Genomic DNA, 20,941 nt, shown 5'->3' with positions numbered 1-20,941 from the left:
TTTTTATTAAGTTAGATTTGTGGGGTTTGGACCTCTCCTGAAGCAGGTGGTGTAGTATCTCCTGGAGTTGGAGTTTCGCTGTTATTTTTGTCACTACTTTCTCCATTATTGTTGTTTTCGCCTTGTCCAGGATTATTTTCTGATGGATTTTGATTGTTACTATTATTATTTGAATTTGATTTATTTGATCCAACTGCAATTACTGCATTTTTACTTGGATAATATGATTGGCATACTGTCTCTTTTTTTATTTCGTTGCCATCTTTATCATAAAAAATTCTATAAGTAGTAACACTGTATCCCTTTCTTCCACTTTCTAAAGCCTTTGTAGCACCTTCGCTTAAGTTCGTATCTACTTGTTTTATAGTACTGTATTCTATAGTCGCATTTACTGTTGTAGATATTTCTATGTCTTTTTTATCGCTTTCAACACCAAATATCTGACATGTTATTTTTCCATTGTTATAGTAATTTTTTATAAATACAGGATTTTCATAATTATTTTTAAATACAAAATCTATACCCGAATCATTTACTGTAGCATCTCTTCCTAGACCTACATAAGTCGAAGGTATAGAGTGATTTATTCTAGTTACTATATCTAATCCAGCGTATAAAACACTGTTAAATATAGTTGATGAAACTTGGCATACACCGCCTCCTGTTCCAAATGTGACTTCACCGCCACTTATAACATGTGCATCTTTATATCCATTTTCTTTAGTTCTTTCGCCAGTATAGTTGTTGTAAGAGAACTCTTGTCCAGGCATTAATAAGATATCACTTGTTCTTTCTGTCGCTAGTCTTAAGTTTTCAGATCTGTTAGCATCTCCTGGAGATGCTACTGTAGAATAACTAGCAAGTAATGTATCTATACCTTCTAGGTCATCACTATTTACTTCTGGTTCTATTTTTGCAACTATTAATTCCTCGTCAAAATTTGTATTTTCAAGGTTTTTTATGAAGTTTGTCTTGCTCGCTTCTATGTCTAATTCTAGGCCACTTTCTTCTTGTACTACTTCAATTTCTCCACCTGTGATTTTTAGTGTTGCATTTTTAACTTCTATATTTATTTCTTTTGATATTTTTTCTAATTCTTTTACTAATTTATCTTCATTAAAGTCAATCGCTATGTTTATGTGCGTTTTTACTCCGAGCATAGATTTTAATGATTTGAATACATTTACTATTATGTTTCCCTTTCTATTAACATCATATGCATTTTGTACTGTTTTAGATAAATCATAACTTACATCTATTGTTTCCGGTGATATTTTCCACTCATCATCTTTATATTTGAAGTTAAAAGGCTCCATTTTATATTCACTGCTTAATTTTTCTTTTGCTTCGTCTTTTGTTAATTTTCCAATATTAATATTTTTTACATATACATTTTTAGATATTTTATCACTTTTTGTAGAGAAAAGTCCTACTCCTAGGATTACCAATACAAAACATAAAACACCTAAAATAATCTTTTTCCTCATAAATAACTCCTCGTAAAACTAAATTTTGCTTATTTTATCGTCGACACATTTGTATACTGTTTTATTATACATATTTACTAAATACACTTCTTTTGTTAAAGAAAACCATCCTTTTTTAACAAGTACATAATAGTAAATATTATTATTTTTTTCAACTAGCTTGTTTAATTGTTCTTTATTTACATATTTTTCAATATCTGATTTAAATTTAACTTCTAAATCATTAAATTCTTCTTTTTTAGAGCTCAATCTATCCCTCACTATAGATGCAGCATCTTTAGAAGTTATTGCAAATATGTACTTTCCATCTTCATCTACTTTATAATATCCATCACTATATTCACAATCATAATCAACTTTTTCTGATTTATATGAATATATTTTTTTCTCTTTTGGTTCAACCAAAACTTCATTGTATATTTTATTGTCTCTTACAACTTCTGCATAATAGTAAAGAGTTCCGTCTATTGTCTGTTGATATGATATAACTGACAATTCACTAGAGTCGATTTTACTTCTTTTACTTATTAAATTTAAAATATCATCAGACGTAAGAGTATATACAGATATTTTTTCTTTGTATTCATCTTCTAATTCTTCTATTTTTTCATCATTTGGATAATATGGTTTTAAATAAGTTAAATAAACTAATGCTTCTTCATAATTACCCTTTTTTGAAGAATTTTTTGATTGAGATATATAATAATCATACATAGCTTTTATACACTCTTGTTTTTTATTTTGTGCTAAGCTGTAGTATTTTTTATCTTCTTTTACTACTTTGTCATATTTATCTATAGCTTCTTTATATTTTTTTATTTGTTGAAACTTACTACCTTCTTGATATACTTTTCTAGATTGGCATATTGTTTCTATATTATTTTTATATTCATCTAAATCTTGATAGATTCCTTTTAGTGAAGTTGTCACTTCCATATAAGAAGATGCCTTTTCATAGCTTATATTTTCATCAATGTACATTTCTTCTACCCTGCTTGATATATCTAATAATTGATTTACATCAATTTCTATATGATCTAAAGCATTTATCGTGTTTATAAGTCCTAAATACTGTTCTCTAGACATTTCACCGCTTATGTATTTATCTCCACTATTTGCAACTAATGAAGATAATTTATTTGATGCTGACTTGTTAAACTTATTCATTTTAGATGCTGAAAATTCTTTTTCTAGATTTTCATAATATTGATATGCTTCTGTATATCTTCTACTAGATATGCTATCTACTAGAGTATTAACTTCTTTACTTACACTGAAATCTCCATTACTAAAAAAAAGAACTACTAAAAGTATTAAAAAAGCCACCAATGACAAAGATAGACTAACCAAATATTTTTTATTATACTTGATATTATCAATTAAATATTCAATTTGATTTTTTAATGTGTCGAAACCTTTTTTTAAATTCATCCATCTTTACCTTCCTGTTGTTTTTAGTTTTATAATTTATTATACCATATTATTTCATTAGGACATTATGTATTTCTGCACTTTTTTACTTTATATCACAAAAAATAGGTTGGAAGACAAATTTTAGATTCTTCTAACCTATTTTTATAATACTATAATTTCGCATTATTTTGTAATACAAATATAACACTTATATCATCATGTGAGCCATACCTGCTCAATTTTTCTAAATGAGCTTTATATTTATTTTCTAAATTATATCGTCTAAATATATTTTTATTTAACATCTCGAACGTAGAGTCTAATTCCGATTTTACTTCTTCATATGTATTAAAGCAGTTTATAAATCCATCTGTAAATATAGCTAGCTTTAGGTCTTTATATCTGTTTAGTATTTTATACTGCATTTTATCTTCACAATTTTCATGTGCTAGTGAATTTACAACTCTATAATTATTATTTTCAAATATAAAATTATAGCCATTTTCTTGCTGTATTAAAATATTGCCATCTCCTAAATTAAAAAATATCATTTTATCTCTCAATAATATAAAAAATGTCAATGTAGTCCCGTAAAGTCCATAATTTAATTTATATGCTCTATAGTTTCTACTGTAAAAATCTTCATATACTAGATTTCTCCATCTCAGCTTTATTTGTTTTTGAATTATACCTTTTTTAAAATTATTTATAAATAAATCACTATCAATTTGTAGATATTTTTCTGATATATCTAAAATGGCCTTACAAGCCAGTCTAGAACCTATATGACTATACTTAAACATATCCATACTATGTCCATCTGCTACTGAGCATATAAGGTAGTCTTTATATTTTTTATAAATAGAGAAATCTTGTGAACAAGAAGATTTTATTACATTTTTATATCCAACTGTGTTGCCTTCAAATATATTTATACACATAAAATCTTCTACCTCCTAGTTTTATTCTATTATTATTTAGTTAGTTCAATAAAAAAAAATACCATTAAATTTTAAATTTAATGGTATTTTATATTCACATAATTGATTTTTATAAACTATATCTAAGATATTTCTCGTCTGCGGCTTTTTCTTTGTATGTTTTTTGGGTGTGTTTGAGTTTTTTGTTTAGGATTTTCGGTAGTTCTTCTAGCAACTCGCTTTGGCTTTTCCTTTTTGAAAATATAATCAAATCTCACTAAAATCATACCTGCCGTCAACATTATAAATCCTAATCCACCTAATAATATATAAGCGATTCCCACACGATATACTCCCATTATCCTGTTGCTTATCATTAAAATTATCATTGCACAAAAACATATTAAAAAAGACGTTAATAAAGTTTTAAAAAGTTTTTTGAAAACACTTTTCATATTATCCACTCCCAAAATTATATTTTCCTTCAATATATATATTAGCAAAATAATACATAAATATCAATTCATATAAGAATTTTGACATAAATTCGTTATAATTTGTTAACTATTCCAATTTATTCACTTTATATTTTCATATATATCAAGTAGTAACAATCCTACTTATTTTTAATAATATAAATATAAAGATTAAATTTAAAAGGGGTGATATTATGCCATGTTTGCCTAACTTGGGTTCAAAAGCTCCTGATTTTACAGTTAATACGACATTTGGCCCAATAAACTTATCTGATTATACAGGTAAATGGGTAGTTTTATTTTCTCATCCAGGGGACTTTACACCAGTATGTACTACTGAGTTTATATGCTTTGCAAAGTATTATAATGAATTTAAAAATCGAAATACACAATTAATCGGACTTAGTGTAGATAGTAATGCATCTCATTTAGCATGGGTTTATAATATATGTCAACTTACAGGAATTGAAATACCATTTCCTATTATAGATGATTCTAATATGCAAATTGCAAAATTATACGGAATGATTTCAGAGCCTATGAGTTCATCTTCTACAGTTAGAGCTGTATTTATTATAGATGACAAACAAATACTTAGAACTATTTTGTATTATCCTATGACTACTGGACGAAATATTTTTGAAATTCTTAGAATTATAGATGCTCTTCAAAAATCTGATTGTGATAATGTTGTAACTCCTGCTAATTGGTTGCCAGGAAATTCAGTTATAGCTAAGCCACCAAAGACATACAAAGAACTAAAAAATACTATAAAAAACTGTGATAAAAAATATTCATGTTTAGATTGGTACTTGTGTTTTATAAATGAAGAAAGCAGAAAAGATATGCCAGAATATATAAATCAAAAAAATCAACCTAAATACATTTATCCTAAAACTAAAAACAGTATATCTTCATCTAGTAAAAAAACAAAATCTTCAAAAGACGATAGACAAAATACAGAATATATAAATTCAAATTGTCCAAATCTAAATCCTATAGTATTTGAATATGTATTAGGAAATCCTAGAAACTTAGATCCTACTTATTTAGATGCTGCAATATATGCATTTGTAGAAATAGATGATAATGGTAACTTATATGTACCTGCACCAAGATATCTAAATGAGATGTTAGCACTTAAAGAAGTTAAACCTTCTTTAAAAATAATTGCAGCTATCGGTGGATGGGGTGCTGATGGTTTTTCTGATGCAGCATTGACTCCAACATCAAGATATAATTTTGCTAGAAATGTAAATCAACTAGTAAGTGATTATGACTTAGATGGTATAGATATAGATTGGGAATATCCTGGTAATGGTGCATCTGGTATAAAATCAAGACCAGAAGATAGAGAAAATTTCACACTTCTTATAACTGCCCTAAGAGATGTTTTAGGAGAAGACAAATGGATTAGTGTCGCTGGTACTGGTGAAACTGCATATATCAATAGAAGTGTTGAAATAGATAAAATAGCACCTTTAATAAACTACTTCAACCTTATGAGCTATGATTTTACTGCAGGCGAAACTGGTGAGAATGGACGAAAACATCAAGCTAATTTATATGATTCAAATTTATCTCTTCCTGGTTATAGTGTAAATTCTATGGTCAACAATCTTATAAATGCTGGTATGCCATCTAGAAAAATCAATTTAGGCGTGCCATTTTACGGAAGACTAGGTGCTACAAATACTAAGTCTTATGATGAACTTAGAGAAAACTATATAAACAAAAATGGATATGTTTATCAATTTGACAATCAAGCACTAGTACCTTATTTAGTTAAAGATAATACATTTGCAATGTCATTTGACAACGATTTATCTATATTCCTAAAAGCTGAATATGTTATTCAAAATTGTCTAGCAGGTATTTTCTCATGGACATCAACTTACGACCAAGCCAATATCTTGGGAAGAGCAATGTACTTGGCTATACACGATATGTATAATTTTGAAGATGAGCTTAGAGATATATATGGAGATGTTCCTAGCTTACCTGACAATTAATTGTTATAATTATTTATAAATTCGAAAGGTATTGTAAAATATATTTTATATTTTTAATACCTTTTTCTAACTTTTTTTATTATAATAATATTAAGTTAGAAAACGTATATATATTAAGATTATAATATATAGAAAATTACTAAATTAAAATCAATATAATTATTATGAGTTTTGTATATAATAAATTTATAAAAATAATTTTCATATGAAATATACAGAAAGGAGTGGCCATAATTTTGGCAATCTAATAATGAATATAACTATATTTGGAGCAAATAGTCCTATTGGTAAATACTTAATAGAATTTTTTATAAATGACAACCATAAAGTTACAGCTTTTATAGATAAGCCAGGTTCAATAAAACTTCCATCAAAAAAACTAAATATAATAGTTGGACATGCATATGATCCACTTTTAGTAGATAAAGCAATAAAAAATGCAGATATCGTAATAAACGCATTTAGACCCGATTTTAAGATGTTTAAAAACAGAAGTTACTATGTAAATAAAATTTCTAATAAAACGATAATAAAAGAAATGATTAAATTAGATAAAAAGAGATTTATAACTATCTCTAGATTAATAAACAATAAAAATACAGGCAAAATCAATCCACTAATCTCTATTTCACTTAATAATATTTTGTATAAAAGCTATAAAAAAGATTTTGAACATACATTTAATCTTTTAGAAGAGTCCAACTTAAATTGGACAGTAATAAAAATCATACATACTGCTCCCTCTCGAAAAAAAGGCGAGTTTCTCACATCTACAGATGATAAAATAGGTCATTTTGTATCTAATTACAATATAGCATATTTTATATACTATATATCTATAAACAATTTATTTATTAATGAATCACCAGTTATATCTAATAAATAACTTTTCTATACCTTTTTATTATTTTTCTTTCCATCCCATAAATTTCATTTTTAAATTGTTATAAAAAAGAGGCTACTATAAACATCTAAAATCTGTTTTAAAATAGCCTCTTTAAAATTATTTTTTTTGATTTTTCTTTCTTTTTACATACTTAAGCACTTCTTCTAATCTTTCATATTCTAAATCTTTAAGTACTTGATTTATATTTTTTATTATCTCGTTTTTATCTTCTGTATCTTGTGATTTATGTAAACTTTCTATCTGAGGTGTTTTTTCTATATTTGTCTCTTGCCCTTGTACTATAATATTTTCTTTTCCTTTTATGACTAATTTGTCTAGCTTTTTCTTAATCTCTTCATCTTTTACTTTTATAGTGTTTTTTGATAAATATTTTTCTAATACTCCATCATTATCTATATTTAATTCCCTTTTGCATATTGTATCTGCCATTTCATTAAATAAATCTTCTTCGTGGCTTTTTACTTGGACAAACTGAATTTTTATTCCTTGTTTTATAAAGGTATTCATCTTTTCATAGTATTCTTGTGAAGATTTGTCTTTTCTTTGCCAAAATCCTGTTGCATGGTGGCATATTCCTTCATAATCGTGGAAGATAACTACTTTATCGTGTTTATTATCTAATGCGTATTTTGTAGCTTCTAGTGCTGCATTTAACTCGCCTGCAATCTGTCTTATATTATTTCCTTCTGGATTTTGACCAGAACCTCCATGTATATACTCTACTACATTATCTTTTACAGCAACTACACCGTAAGAGTATTTTCTGCTTGCAGAATTATAACTTCCATCTACATATACATGTAGACAGTCTTCGTCGTATTTATCTTTTCCCTTTCTAAGAAGTTCACTTCCTTTTTGTAAAAAAGATTGAGCTTCATCTATATCTTCAAAACTTTTATAGATAGCTCCTTTTACACCTTTTATATATTTTTGACACTCGCTCCATGAGTCCACTAATTTATTTTGTACTCTTTCATTTTTAGAAAAATCAAATCCTTCTTTTATAGCATATACTTTTTTCTTTGCCATAATTTTCTCCTTTTATGTTAATCACTTTAAACTTTGTTTAATATATAAAAATACACAAAATCAAGTAAATAGTAAATATACCAAAATTGGTATAGTAAATACACTAGCTAATGTAGTTATAAATATTGATTTTGATGCAAGATCTACATTTCCTTCATATTGATTGCAAAACATAACTGTGCTTGAACCTACAGGCATAGCTACTAATACAACTAATACCCCTAAAACTACTTTATCCACAACAATAAATTTCAATACCCACCAAAATAAAATAGGCATTATAATTTGCTTTATTATTGTATATGGGTAAAGTCTTATATCGTTTATTACTTCTTTAGGAGGTATATCTGCCAATGAAGACCCGATAAGCATCATCGCAAGAGGTGTTGTTATAGATCCTATTAAATTTGATGTTTCCCCTATTATCTGAGGCATCTTCCATTTTGTCAAGTAGATTATAATAGCTATTATTGAAAATATAATCCCTGGATTTATAAGTTGTTTAAAATCAAAAGATAATTTGTCATCTCCTGATATTAAATAAATGCCATAACTATAACAAAATATATTAAATACCATATTGCATATTGATGCAAAAAACAAAGCCTGTGTACCAAAAATAGATTGTATTACAGGGTATCCCATAAAACCTATATTAGAAAAAATAGTCATAAACTTGTATAAATTTCTATCTTCCTCAGGTACTTTTAAAATCTTTGCCAATAAAATCCCCATAAACGGCAAGACTAGATATATTATAATCGAAATTATAAATATTTGAACAACTATTTTAAAATCACCACTTTCAATATCACTGACAGAAGCTAAAATAAGTGCTGGACATGTTATATTTAAAATTAGTGAAGATAGTTTTTGGTTTTGGGATTTATCTAATATTCCCACTTTATTTGCTATATATCCTATAATTATAACTAAAAAAAGTATAATCATCTGATTTATTACAACTTGTATATTCACAGAATTTCCCCCTTAAAATAATATATTATACCTCTATTATATTAAAAATTTTTCATCATATATATAAAAAGACTTGAAGTAAAAACTCTTCAAGTCTTTTTTATTTATTATATTTATCTCATTATAATGTAAATTAAATAAATTACATAAAGTAAAAATAAAACTGTTCCTTCCCATCTATTAATACATTTTTTAGTAATAGCAAATATATAAGTTAAAATTGTCGCAAGTATCATTATAAGCATATCGTAAAATACTTCTGGATGTATTGCTATACTATGTATTGCTGATGATAATCCTAAAACAAATAGTAAATTGAAGATATTTGAGCCTACAGCATTACCAATAGCTATATCACTCTCACCTTTTCTAGCAGCTACTATACTTGTAACAAGTTCTGGAAGAGATGTCCCAACAGATACTATAGTTAATCCAACTAAGTTTTCGCTCATGCCCCATGCTAAAGCTATATTACTTGCACTATCTACTACTAATTGTCCACCAATTATTATTCCTATTATTCCTAAAATACTGTAGATAATACTTTTATTAAGCGGTATTTCTTCTATTTCCTCTTGTTGTTCATTATCTTTTGATGTAAATGCCATTTCAATTAAGTAGTACATAAAAATTGCGAATAATGATAGCAGTATATATCCATCTGCTTTAGATAACATGTTTTGTGATGCATCTTGGAATCTAGTATCGTGTGATATCACTGAAAATACAAAACTCGCCAGTATCACAAATGGAAATTCCTTTATTATTGTACTTTTTTGGACTTTAATAGGCTTAATCATAGATGTTATACCTATTACAACTAAAAAGTTAAATATATTAGAACCAACTACATTTGCAATCGCCATATCATTTTGACCTTTTAATGCCGCTGTTACACTTACTGCAGCTTCTGGTGCAGAAGTACCAAATGCGACTATTGTAAGTCCGATTATCAATGGCGGTATATTAAATTTTTTGGCTATTGATGATGCTCCTGATACAAAGCCATCTGCTCCTTTAATTAAAAATACAAATCCTACTAATAATAAAATATAATTCATTGTCTTCAACTCAAAAATTTTTGAGTATTCTCCCTTCTACAAAGTCTATCATTCTAATTTTTACATATTTTATCAATTTCTACAATATATTTTATATTATAATATTCAACTAATAACTTATCACTTTTGTCTTCATAGTATTTTACGCTGCCTTTTATCGAGCGTTTCTTTATTTCAGAGTTTATAAATTCTACTAAATCTACTTTATTTTCATTATCTTTGTTTTTTAAGATATCTATGATTAGTGTCGTTATTACTTCTTTTCTGCTCTTTTTTAGATGATGATATATATATCTTTGTATATTATTTCTATTTGCCTCTGTTATAATACATCCATGAAGGTTGTTTTCTAATCTTTTATTGATGTAAGTACTATTTCCCATATTAAATAATACAAATACACCATAGTCATATTTGCTTCTTAAGAGTCTTCCTAAAGCTTGTTTAACCTTGATTATCATCTGAGGATAGTTTACATCAAAGTAATTTTTGTTGAACTTAGTCATTATACTAAAATAAAGTGGATCTGTAGGATTTAAGTTAGGTAATTTATCTAAAGTTACAAAAACCAGACCATCTCCCGGCACATCTACTCCTTCAAAAAAACCTTTTGAACCTAATACTATGCTTTTATCTTCTGCATTTTTTAAACATTTAATCCCTTTTTTATTCATATACACATTTATATTTGTTTCATATAAGTCATCTGCAAGAATATTGTACGTATCTTCTAATCTCTTTTTACTGTTAAATAATGATAATACATTAGAATTACTTAGTTTTACATATTGTTTAATATTATCAGCCATATTTGGAATAAAATCTTCGCCCTTATAACCACCTATATCCGTAGTATTTATAACTTGAACTCTTGATTTATAGTTATATATAGGCTTTATTATTTTTTTAGTATTTTCAACTTGATTTATACCTAATGTATTTATAAAATAATCCATCTTATCATCTACACTTAATGTTGCCGATACAAAAATACCACAATCTAATGAAGATAGTATATTTTCTCTAAATAAGTCTGTTAAATTAAGTGGCACTACTTTTAAGTTGAAATTATTGTATTTTCCAGATATAGTCATGATTCTCGCAATTAAGTCGTCTTTGTCGTATTCTAAGAAATTTCCAATAGTTATTGTTATATCTTCTAAGTCTTTTATTTTAGATTTTCCATATTTATATATGTCGCTTTCTTTGTCTATTAAGTCCTCATCTATATTTCTATCAAATAATACTACTATCTGTTGTAGATTTGATAGTATAGATTCAAAGTTGGATTTAATAATTTGAGTATATGGTCTATACGTCATTTGTATATATTCATTATTTTTATATAAAACACCTACTTTGTCATCTTGTTGGAGATTTATCTCCCAATTTAAATCATAATTTGTAAGCGAAAAATATCCTTCATCTAATCCAAAACTCAATATTTCTTCCATCTTCTCAAATGTAAAGTTTATATTGTGACTTATCTTTTGTTTTATATTTCTATCTAATTTTATTTCAGAATAAAATCTATCTATAAGTTTAACTTTTCTCTTTTGCTTGTCTTTTATATCTTTATAATATTTAGAACTTGAATGAAATTCACTTGGATAAATTTCTTTTAAAAAATGTCTTAAGGCGTTGTATTCTATTTCTTCAGAGAAAAAATCATATCCCTTTTCAACTAAATTATGTGCTTCGTCGACTATAATATTTTCCATAGGTTTTTCATCAGTATACGGCCATCTAGCAAGTAATGAGTGGTTTACTACTGTGATGTCCTCGTCTTTTAACTCTTCTACTCTCTTTTTATAAAGACAACTCTCAAAACATTTTTTAGGCTTACACAAATCAACATCACATACTACTTTGTTTATATGACTTTGCAGATTTGGAAAAGTCTCTAAAAGTAGATAATTTATTTCTTCTATATCTCCATATATTCCATCTTTAATTAGATTTTCGATAATTATTATAGATAGTATATCGTTATAAGTCGCATTTTCTGGGTTATAATCTTTTTTATATTCATAAAATTTGCTTTTGCATATATAGTTGTTTTTTCCTTTTATATATCCGTAGCTCACCTTTCCAGAAAGACCTAATGAATTTATTATATTTGGCAAGTCCTTATGTATTAATTGTACTTGAAGCTCTTTTGTCGCTGTTGAAACTATTATTCTTTTTTTTGCATATCTAGCTTCTAATACTGCCGGAAGTAAATATCCAACGCTTTTCCCTATACCAGTTGGAGCTTCTATACAAGCTATATTACTTGTATTTTTGTTAAAAGTCTCTCTTATTAATTTAGTCATTTCATATTGACCTTGTCTAAACTCGTATATAAATCCCTTTTTGCTTGTCCAAATACTTTTGTCTTTTAATAATTCTTCATAATGTGACTTGTTTTCTCCTATTAATGCAAATATCTCTTGTTCTTTTAAATTATCTTTTTTCTTAGTTTTTTTATCATCTATATAAAGTGTTTTTGTCTTATTGCTTAAACTATAGTCTGCATTATTTATAAACTCAGACCACTCCCAGTTTTCAAGTGAAAACTTATTTAAGTATGAATCTATCTCAAAAGTAATCGGATATAGTGTGAGTTTATCTTCTTTTTCTAATTTATCTTTAAATCTAAGTATAAGTGAATTTACAACATCTATATTATCTAATACATCATATAACCCACCTTGTTTTTTATTATCTTTCTTTGTAGTTATTTCACTTTTTAAATAATCTAAATTAAATTCTGAATGAAATGGTTCTAAAACTCCAGCAAGTTTTATAGAATCTAAAAATTTATTTTCTATTTTTCCTATATTAAAATCAATACAAGCTTTTTTAAATTTTTTATCGTGACATATTATAGTCTTGTCTTCTATAAAATCTAAAAAATCTGATTTGATATCATCTAATCTAGGTGCCTTATCTAAATCTTCTTGTGTAAAGTTTTTATAAAGAGAGAAAACTTCGTTTGAAACTTTGTGATTGTTTTTTATAAGTGTTTCAAAGGTAGATATATTATTTTCTTTATCTATTTTTATCGTTGCAATTTCTAAAATTTCGCTATTTATTTTATTTATTTCACTTGATTTTATATCTAGAAATACTACATTATTTACAATACTTATAATATTTATAATGATTCCTCCCTCCTAAATTTATATTCTAAATTATACTTTACTACATAATTCTTGATGTTTAAATAAATTTTTACGACTTAATATATTTAACTTATGTTAAGAAAATTTAAATGTTTGTTATAAGTGTTAATAGTTTGTGTTTTTGGAACTTAACAAATTTAAATTTGATATAATTTTTAATAAATAGATAGTTAATATATTACATGAATATTTTTTACTAATTTTAAGAAAATATTAATAATTTAATTTAATTTGTAAGGAGGATTTCCATTGAAAAAAAGCAATGTTGGAAATTATTTTATTATAGGATTTTTTGTTCTTCTTCTTGGAATAATCGCCATAACAAACTCAAACTTATTTAATAAATCTAAAACTCAAATCTTTGATACAGGTTTAGACAGCACTGAGTATAATTGGTACTTTAATCCAAGACAAGACCATAAACAACCAGACCCCATAAAAGAAGCCGACTTTTTTAGGGACTATAATACTTATTATGTAGGCGATCCAAATGAAAAAGTTATATATTTGACATTTGATGCTGGATATGAAAACGGATATACAAACTTACTTTTGGATACATTAAAAAAACACAATGCACCTGCTAACTTCTTTGTAGTTGAAAGCTATATAAGAAATAACCCCGACTTGGTAAAGAGAATGGTAAATGAAGGTCATTTAGTCTGCAATCATTCAAAAAGTCATGTTTCTATGGCTAGTATTGATGATTTAGATAAATTCAAAAAAGAGATAGTTTCAGTAGCTGATGCATATAAAGACGTTACTGGAAAAGAAATGCCTAAATATTTCAGACCTCCTATGGGTAAATTTAGTGAAAGATCTCTAAAATACACACAAGATTTAGGATATTCAACTATATTCTGGAGCTTTGCATATGTAGATTGGTATGACTCTAATCAACCTAGCCACGAAGAAGCAAAAAATAAAATTTACTCTAGAACCCACCCTGGAGCTATTGTACTACTTCATTCTAATTCCCAAACTAATGCAGAGATACTAGACGAAGTTTTAACTCATTGGGAACAAGAAGGTTATACTATAAAGAGTTTAGATTATTTAACTAATAAAAAATCTTAAATTAATAATAAACCTATATAACACACCTAATCAATAGACTGCTTTATCTAGAATAAATTTAATAAAAAACTTGAGGAGAAAAACTCCTCAAGTTTTTTTATGCATCTAAAAATATCTTTTTGCCGTTGTATTTACAAGTCCAAAATGGCTTATAAATACTCAAAATCTCGTCTAAAACTAATTTTTCATCTTCATATTTTTTACATTGATTTTCTAACTGTCCTTTTATTTTATTTTTTAAAATATATTCGTTTATCTTTGATTTTTGAATACAGTCCCTAGCTATATATTTTTTTACTGTAGTTGGCACTTCGTCGACACATTTCATATATCCTGTATAAGTATTTAAAACTACTATTCTATAATTATTTTTTAAAATACTGCTTTCGTAGTTATTTATTTTATATTTCAAAATTTTATACTCTATATATTTTAAATTTATATCATTTATCCCTCTGTTAAATTGTATAACCTTACTCAAAAGCGGAATCTTCTTTAAAAAATTTTTCAATGCTTCTTTTTCATTTGTTTTAACTTCTATTAAATCGACCAACATAACGAATCCCCCCGAATATATTTTTTATTTTATTGAATTTATAAAATTTATATGAGCATACTACTTTTAAAAGATTTCTTATTTTAAAATAATTATTACTTTTTATAAATATTTTATTGTTGAAAGGACGAAATTATGAAATTTTATAAATTTATAGCTGTATTTTTTATATTATTTGTATTTTTTATGTCTAAAGATTTAATTGAATTAAATAGTATATCAAAAGATAATACTCCTCCAACAATTAAAATTATTACGCCTACTAAATCACAAGATTATATAATATCTAAACCAACTATAAAAGCTAGTTTTTATGATAAAAGTGGCGTTGATTTAAAATCAATAAAACTATATGTAAATAACAAAGATGTCACACATAAAGCTATAATAACAAACAATAATATAGAGTATACTCCTAATAAAAAATTTAAAAGAGGAACACAAATTGTCAAGATTTGTATAAGCGATAAATCTAGTAATTCTTCATCATTAGAATGGTATTTTACTGTTGGTACTCCTATTTATAAAAATTTTACTGGGAATTTTATAGATATTCAAAATACCCCTAATATCTACATAAACTGCGATTATAATATTTTATGTAACACAATTTATAGTAATAAAAATACCATAGGCGAAAATACTAATTCGATTCAAAAATACAAAAAAAATGCTTCTTTATCTCTAAACGCATATAAAATCAATATACCTCGTGATACTAATGATTTTATTGTATTTAATGATAATATAAAAGATAACTATAATGAAATATCAAAATTAAAGCTTGAAAACTTATATAAAAAGTTATTTTATATAGATGATTTAATATGTTCATTTACTCCTAAGTCAAACGACTTAGACTGCTTTAATTACATGAAGTTTTCAAATTATGGAGATGTGATATTTACATCTATAGATATAAGTAACCATGACTTAAACTCAACATCACCGTTTTATCTAGATATATATAACGAAGCTTTAGACAACGGGTGGCATATATCACCTATAAGTACTAAGTTTTTTACAAAAACTCTAGCAACTGATTTAAATAAAGATAGTATTTTAAATAGCTTAAAAAATAGAAGAACTTATGTATCAAATAACCAAAATTTAAATTTAGAATTTACTATAAATAGTTCTAATATGGGCTCAATTATAAAAAACCCATCTAAATTAAATTTTAATATAAGTGCCATAGATTCAACTTACCAAAATAAAATCAAAAATATTTATATTATAAGCAATAACAATAAAGTTTTGAAAAATATAAAATGTAATTCATATTTGACAAAATCTGAATTTACATTAAAAGAATTTTGTAAATCCTCATATTACTATTTAATAATAGTTCAAGAAAACAACAAAAAAACTATAAGTGCTCCGATTTGGGTAGAAAGCAAATAAAAATGTGCTATTTAAATTAAATAGCACATTTTTATTCTATACATAAATTTTAGTTTATATCTAAAATACCATATCCATTAGAAAAAGTCTTACCTGTTATATCTAATTCAATAGGGCTATTGAAAAGCGGTCCATCTATGACAAATGTATGGTACTCTCCATTTTCTCCACATGCATCAGATCCTGTTTTTTTGATTTCTTTTATAAGCTCTCTATCAAGCACTTTTCCTAAAAAGTCTCCATTCATATTTTCTAGATTTACTTTTTTGATTACTGCTTTAAATCCATTATCTATAAATTCATGTACAACTTCTTCTCTATCTGCTTGCCATAGAGGTAGCTCATAATCAAGACCTGCATTAGTCGCTCTATCTATATCCCACTGTCTATGAAGCTCTATATCTATATCTCCATAAATTACAGTAGTCGCACCCATTTTTTTAGCTTCTATTAGCTTTTCTTCAAATTTTTCTTCATAATCATCAATTGCACATTCAACATATATTATCGGTATATTTAAGTTTTCACTGGCTTTATCTAATAACCTCTTATTTATTGAGTGTGTCCAAGAATCTACTGAATCTTTTTTTACTGTAGTTATTAATGCTACTGGTGTCCATCCTTGTTTTATCTTTCTATGCATTGCAAGCATACAGTCTTTTCCACCACTATACGACATTACAAATTTTTTACTGTCCATATCTTCACCCCATTTTGAATTTTTATTTACAAATATACAAAAATAATTATTATGATTATACATCAAATATATTTTATTATACCACGTTTTACAGCATATCAACTGATGCTTTTACAAAACCTTTAAATATTGGATTTGCTCTATTTGGTCTACTTTTAAATTCTGGATGATATTGAACTCCAACATAAAACTTATTATTACTTACTTCAACAGCTTCAACTAGCTTTTCGTCTGGTGATGTTCCCGCTATAGTAAGCCCATTTTCTATCATTTGCTTTCTAAAATCGTTGTTAAATTCATATCTATGGCGATGTCTTTCTGAAATATTTAAATCTCCATAGCATTTATAAAGCATAGTGCCTTCTTTTACTTTGCAAGGATATGCTCCAAGTCTCATTGTTCCACCCATTATATTTCCAAATTGGTCCGGCATAAGTGCTATTACTGGATATTTTGTTTCTAAATTAAATTCTGTAGAGTTTGCATCTTTCATATTTAAAACATATCTAGCATATTCGATTACTGCTATTTGCATTCCCAAACATATTCCTAAGTAAGGTATATTGTTTACTCTTGCATAATTTGCAGCACAAATCATACCCTCTATTCCTCTATCGCCAAATCCACCTGGTACTAATACGCCTTGACAATCTCCTAATAATGAATTTACTGTATCTTTATTTACACCTTCTGCATCTACCCATTTTATGTCTATTGCCGCACCATTTTCATAACCTGCATGAGATAAAGCCTCAACTACTGATAAATATGCATCATGTAGTTTAGTGTATTTTCCGACTAAAGCGATTTTTACAGTTTTATCTCTATTTTTAACTCTACTCAACATATTAGTCCAATCTGATAAATCACATTTATCGTATTTTAAATCAAGTTCTCTACAAACTATATCGCATAAATTTTGTTCTTCTAACATCATCGGCACTTCATATAGTACATCTATTGTTTTATTTTCTATTACACAGTCTTGTTTTACATTACAAAATAGTGATATTTTCTTTTTAATAACTTCATCTAAAGGAGCTTCTGAACGAGTTACTATAATATTTGGCATAATTCCTAAACCTTGTAATTGTTTAACTGAGTGTTGTGTTGGCTTTGATTTATGTTCTCCTGAACTTTTTATGTATGGTACTAATGTAACATGAATAAATAGACAATTATGTCTTCCTACTTCTAATGATACCTGTCTTATAGCTTCTAAAAACGGCTGACTCTCTATATCACCTGTCGTACCACCTATTTCAGTTATAACTACATCTGCATCACTTTTTTCACCTACATTGTATATAAAGCTCTTTATTTCATTAGTAACATGAGGTATAACTTGGACAGTTTCACCTAGATATTCCCCTTTTCTCTCTTTATTTAACACATTCCAATATACTTTTCCTGTTGTCAAATTTGAGTATTTATTTAAATCCTCATCTATAAATCTTTCATAATGACCTAAATCTAAGTCAGTTTCTGCTCCATCTTCTGTTACATATACTTCCCCATGTTGATATGGACTCATTGTCCCCGGGTCTACATTTATATAAGGATCAAGCTTTTGTGCTGCCACTTTAAATCCTCTCGCTTTTAATAATCTTCCTAAAGATGCTGCTGTTATACCCTTTCCTAAGCCTGATACTACACCACCTGTTACAAATACATACTTTGACATACTAATACCTCCTACACGAATAAAAATTTTTAATAAATTACTTACATTTCATAAGTCTTTAAAATATTTTCTGCAATTTCTTTTTTAGTTACTCTTAAATCCATAGCTTGCTTTTCTATATATCTATGCGCTTGGGGCTCACTCATATTTAAGTACTGTATTAAAATACATTTTGCTCTATCTATAAGTCTAATTTCACTAATTTTTACTTTAAGTCTTTCATTTTCACTTTGAAGACCTAAAAATTTCTTTCTTGAAATATATATATACTTAATACTTTTATACACAAATTGTCTATTTAACGGTTTTTCTATAACAAATACACCATAGTCTTCTACCTTAGCTGAAACTGCATCAGCTATATCATTTTTTACTACTAATAAAACTCCTGTATTATAATTTTTACTTATTGCAATTGCAAGTTCATGTCCAAATTCGTCTGATAATGGAGCATTTATTACAACTAAATCAAATTCAGTTCTATTTAATATACGCCTCGCTTCACTACCACTGCCAACAGTGACCGTATTGGAAATTCCAACTGTCTTTATTAAATCACTAAAAAAGCTCTTTCCTTTTTCCGACGTTGACACTATCAGCGCACAACTCATATAGGTCCCCCCTTTTTATAATTTAAAGCACTTCAAAATATAATTCTTTTTCAGCTTTAAATTTATCAGTTATTGAACTATATATATCCCACTCTTTTTTCTTGTCATTTATATAATTTTCAATAGTCTTTTGTGGTAATACTGTTTTTATAAACTCACTATCTTTTGCTAGATTTATCGCTTCATTTAAATCTTGTGGTAGTTTTTTTAAATCGTTTACTTTATTTTCATCTATGTCAAATAAATTGATATTCTTAGGTTCACAAAGTTCTAAATTATTTTCTATACCTTCTATCCCAGCTTTAATAAGCAGTGCAAATGCTATATATGGATTACAACTAGAATCTGGTGATCTAAGTTCCATCCTGCATCTATCTCCTTTTGATGCTGGTATTCTTATAAGTTGTGATCTATTTTCTTTTGACCATGTTATATATTTTGGAGCTTTGTCTTTTCCTAATCTAGCATATGAATTTGTAGATGAATTTAAGAACAAAGTAATTTCCTCTATGCGGTTTAATATCCCTGCTAAAAACTTTTTAGTATATTTATAATTATCAGAACTTTTATCTTTAAAAAGATTTACACCATCTTTATATAAAGAAATATTTATATGTAGTCCACTTCCACACTCTATATTTAAAGGTTTCGGCATAAATGACGCAAAGAGCCCATTTTCACAAGCCTTAGTTTTTACAAGCGACCTAAAGCTGATTAAATTATCTGCTGCAGTAAGTGCATCTGAATATTCATAATCGATTTCATTTTGTCCAGGTCCTTGCTCATGGTGTGAACTTGTAGTTTTTATTCCCATTTCTTCAAGCGAAAGACAAATATCTCGTCTTATATTTTCACATCTATCGTTTGGATATATATCGCAATAAGTTCCTCTATCATAAGGAATCATAGTTGGATTTCCAAATTCATCTTGTTCAAATAAATAAAATTCACTTTCGCAACCTATTTTGCAGACAAACCCTTTATCTCTACTCTCTTTTATAACTTGTTTTAATATATTTCTACAATCTCCCTCGAAATTTCTTCCATCTGGATGTTTTATATTGCAAAAGAATCTAACTACTCTGCCATGTTGCATTCTCCACGGTAGTAGATACATTGTGCTAGCCTCTGGTATTAACAATAAATCTGACTCTTCTACATTCATAAAACCAGTTACTGCCGATGCATCAAAAGAAACGCCTTCTTCAAATGCTCTTTTTAATTCAGTAGGCATTATAGTTATATTTTTTTGATTCCCAAAAATATCACAAAATGCCAAGCGTATAAATTTTATGTCATTCTCCTCTATAAATCCTAAAACTTCACTAGTTTTATAATCCATCAAATTCCTCCTATTTACCCCTAAATTTTGTTAATACACCCAAAAAAGGGCGCTCATTATAGGGTATTAAATAAATATTCATACCCTATAATGAACACCCTTGTTCAATGTGATAAT

General features: G+C 27.0%; 17 protein-coding genes. 4 read left to right on the top strand and 13 right to left on the bottom strand.

The genetic code is table 11. From position 1 onward, the window contains the following. Positions 1-11: 11 nt before the first annotated feature. The 4 genes from ABCM86_RS05990 to ABCM86_RS05975 form a co-directional block, all read right to left on the bottom strand. Positions 12-1,487: a VanW family protein gene (locus ABCM86_RS05990; protein ID WP_195930927.1), complete on the bottom strand. Its 1,476-nt coding sequence runs from the start codon at positions 1,485-1,487 to the stop codon at positions 12-14. A gap of 18 nt (positions 1,488-1,505) precedes the next feature. Next, the gene (locus tag ABCM86_RS05985) at positions 1,506-2,918 is read right to left on the bottom strand and encodes a UbiD family decarboxylase (protein ID WP_195930926.1); all 1,413 of its coding nucleotides are present in this window, start codon (positions 2,916-2,918) and stop codon (positions 1,506-1,508) included. Positions 2,919-3,070: 152 nt separating this feature from the next. Beyond that, complete coding sequence (locus ABCM86_RS05980) at positions 3,071-3,841, bottom strand: PP2C family serine/threonine-protein phosphatase (RefSeq protein ID WP_195930925.1); 771 nt, start codon at positions 3,839-3,841, stop codon at positions 3,071-3,073. A gap of 122 nt (positions 3,842-3,963) precedes the next feature. Beyond that, positions 3,964-4,164: a hypothetical protein gene (locus tag ABCM86_RS05975; RefSeq protein WP_195930924.1), complete on the bottom strand. Its 201-nt coding sequence runs from the start codon at positions 4,162-4,164 to the stop codon at positions 3,964-3,966. Positions 4,165-4,490: 326 nt separating this feature from the next. Between ABCM86_RS05975 and ABCM86_RS05970 the strand changes: the two genes are divergently transcribed. Beyond that, complete coding sequence (locus ABCM86_RS05970) at positions 4,491-6,308, top strand: peroxiredoxin (RefSeq protein ID WP_195930923.1); 1,818 nt, start codon at positions 4,491-4,493, stop codon at positions 6,306-6,308. A gap of 250 nt (positions 6,309-6,558) precedes the next feature. After that, complete coding sequence (locus ABCM86_RS05965) at positions 6,559-7,194, top strand: NAD(P)H-binding protein (protein WP_195931550.1); 636 nt, start codon at positions 6,559-6,561, stop codon at positions 7,192-7,194. Between the two features lie 117 nt (positions 7,195-7,311). Here ABCM86_RS05965 and ABCM86_RS05960 read toward each other — a convergent pair whose 3' ends face one another. From ABCM86_RS05960 to ABCM86_RS05945, 4 genes are all read right to left on the bottom strand, one after another. Further along, positions 7,312-8,244: a ribonuclease H family protein gene (locus tag ABCM86_RS05960; RefSeq protein WP_195931549.1), complete on the bottom strand. Its 933-nt coding sequence runs from the start codon at positions 8,242-8,244 to the stop codon at positions 7,312-7,314. A gap of 60 nt (positions 8,245-8,304) precedes the next feature. Further along, the gene (locus tag ABCM86_RS05955) at positions 8,305-9,222 is read right to left on the bottom strand and encodes an AEC family transporter (RefSeq protein ID WP_195931548.1); all 918 of its coding nucleotides are present in this window, start codon (positions 9,220-9,222) and stop codon (positions 8,305-8,307) included. A gap of 113 nt (positions 9,223-9,335) precedes the next feature. Continuing rightward, positions 9,336-10,283, bottom strand: a complete 948-nt coding sequence (locus ABCM86_RS05950) for a calcium/sodium antiporter (RefSeq protein ID WP_195931547.1) — start codon at positions 10,281-10,283, stop codon at positions 9,336-9,338. Between the two features lie 53 nt (positions 10,284-10,336). Then, entirely contained in the window at positions 10,337-12,598 is a 2,262-nt protein-coding gene (locus ABCM86_RS05945) for an ATP-dependent DNA helicase (protein ID WP_343003681.1), read from the bottom strand. Positions 12,599-13,699: 1,101 nt separating this feature from the next. Between ABCM86_RS05945 and pdaA the strand changes: the two genes are divergently transcribed. Next, positions 13,700-14,527: a delta-lactam-biosynthetic de-N-acetylase gene (gene pdaA / locus ABCM86_RS05940; protein ID WP_295676650.1), complete on the top strand. Its 828-nt coding sequence runs from the start codon at positions 13,700-13,702 to the stop codon at positions 14,525-14,527. Positions 14,528-14,624: 97 nt separating this feature from the next. On the opposite strand, the gene ABCM86_RS05935 is transcribed toward pdaA, so the two are convergent. Further along, positions 14,625-15,083, bottom strand: a complete 459-nt coding sequence (locus tag ABCM86_RS05935; RefSeq protein ID WP_295676652.1) for a hypothetical protein — start codon at positions 15,081-15,083, stop codon at positions 14,625-14,627. 135 nt (positions 15,084-15,218) lie between these two features. Between ABCM86_RS05935 and ABCM86_RS05930 the strand changes: the two genes are divergently transcribed. Next, positions 15,219-16,487, top strand: coding sequence for a hypothetical protein (locus tag ABCM86_RS05930; protein ID WP_295574548.1), 1,269 nt, complete (start codon positions 15,219-15,221; stop codon positions 16,485-16,487). A 49-nt stretch (positions 16,488-16,536) separates the two neighbouring features. Here ABCM86_RS05930 and ABCM86_RS05925 read toward each other — a convergent pair whose 3' ends face one another. From ABCM86_RS05925 to ABCM86_RS05910, 4 genes are all read right to left on the bottom strand, one after another. Then, positions 16,537-17,187, bottom strand: a complete 651-nt coding sequence (locus ABCM86_RS05925) for a diphthine--ammonia ligase (RefSeq protein WP_195931621.1) — start codon at positions 17,185-17,187, stop codon at positions 16,537-16,539. 88 nt (positions 17,188-17,275) lie between these two features. Beyond that, positions 17,276-18,871 (bottom strand): CTP synthase, encoded by a 1,596-nt coding sequence (locus ABCM86_RS05920; RefSeq protein ID WP_295732708.1) that lies wholly within the window; start codon positions 18,869-18,871, stop codon positions 17,276-17,278. 41 nt (positions 18,872-18,912) lie between these two features. Beyond that, a complete protein-coding gene (locus ABCM86_RS05915; RefSeq protein ID WP_195931619.1) occupies positions 18,913-19,482 on the bottom strand; it encodes an ANTAR domain-containing protein in 570 nt (189 codons plus the stop codon). Between the two features lie 22 nt (positions 19,483-19,504). Next, on the bottom strand, positions 19,505-20,824 hold the full coding sequence (locus ABCM86_RS05910; protein WP_295732710.1) for a glutamine synthetase family protein: 1,320 nt from the start codon (positions 20,822-20,824) through the stop codon (positions 19,505-19,507). Positions 20,825-20,941 lie beyond the last annotated feature (117 nt).

Origin of the sequence: Clostridium sp. 2218st1_F5_2218SCRN_220325, assembly GCF_039062665.1 — a bacterium.
Classification (GTDB): domain Bacteria; phylum Bacillota; class Clostridia; order Peptostreptococcales; family Peptostreptococcaceae; genus Intestinibacter.
Note: the sequence above shows the minus strand (reverse complement) of the source record. Positions and strands in the feature narration are given on the sequence as shown.

Coding starts and splice junctions, on each gene's coding strand:
- ABCM86_RS05990 (WP_195930927.1), bottom strand. CDS start 1,487: ATGAGGAAAAAGATTATTTTAGGTGTTTTATGTTTTGTATTGGTAATC.
- ABCM86_RS05985 (WP_195930926.1), bottom strand. CDS start 2,918: ATGAATTTAAAAAAAGGTTTCGACACATTAAAAAATCAAATTGAATAT.
- ABCM86_RS05980 (WP_195930925.1), bottom strand. CDS start 3,841: ATGTGTATAAATATATTTGAAGGCAACACAGTTGGATATAAAAATGTA.
- ABCM86_RS05970 (WP_195930923.1), top strand. CDS start 4,491: ATGCCATGTTTGCCTAACTTGGGTTCAAAAGCTCCTGATTTTACAGTT.
- ABCM86_RS05965 (WP_195931550.1), top strand. CDS start 6,559: ATGAATATAACTATATTTGGAGCAAATAGTCCTATTGGTAAATACTTA.
- ABCM86_RS05960 (WP_195931549.1), bottom strand. CDS start 8,244: ATGGCAAAGAAAAAAGTATATGCTATAAAAGAAGGATTTGATTTTTCT.
- ABCM86_RS05950 (WP_195931547.1), bottom strand. CDS start 10,283: ATGAATTATATTTTATTATTAGTAGGATTTGTATTTTTAATTAAAGGA.
- ABCM86_RS05945 (WP_343003681.1), bottom strand. CDS start 12,598: ATGACTAAATTAATAAGAGAGACTTTTAACAAAAATACAAGTAATATA.
- ABCM86_RS05935 (WP_295676652.1), bottom strand. CDS start 15,083: ATGTTGGTCGATTTAATAGAAGTTAAAACAAATGAAAAAGAAGCATTG.
- ABCM86_RS05930 (WP_295574548.1), top strand. CDS start 15,219: ATGAAATTTTATAAATTTATAGCTGTATTTTTTATATTATTTGTATTT.
- ABCM86_RS05925 (WP_195931621.1), bottom strand. CDS start 17,187: ATGGACAGTAAAAAATTTGTAATGTCGTATAGTGGTGGAAAAGACTGT.
- ABCM86_RS05920 (WP_295732708.1), bottom strand. CDS start 18,871: ATGTCAAAGTATGTATTTGTAACAGGTGGTGTAGTATCAGGCTTAGGA.
- ABCM86_RS05915 (WP_195931619.1), bottom strand. CDS start 19,482: ATGAGTTGTGCGCTGATAGTGTCAACGTCGGAAAAAGGAAAGAGCTTT.
- ABCM86_RS05910 (WP_295732710.1), bottom strand. CDS start 20,824: ATGGATTATAAAACTAGTGAAGTTTTAGGATTTATAGAGGAGAATGAC.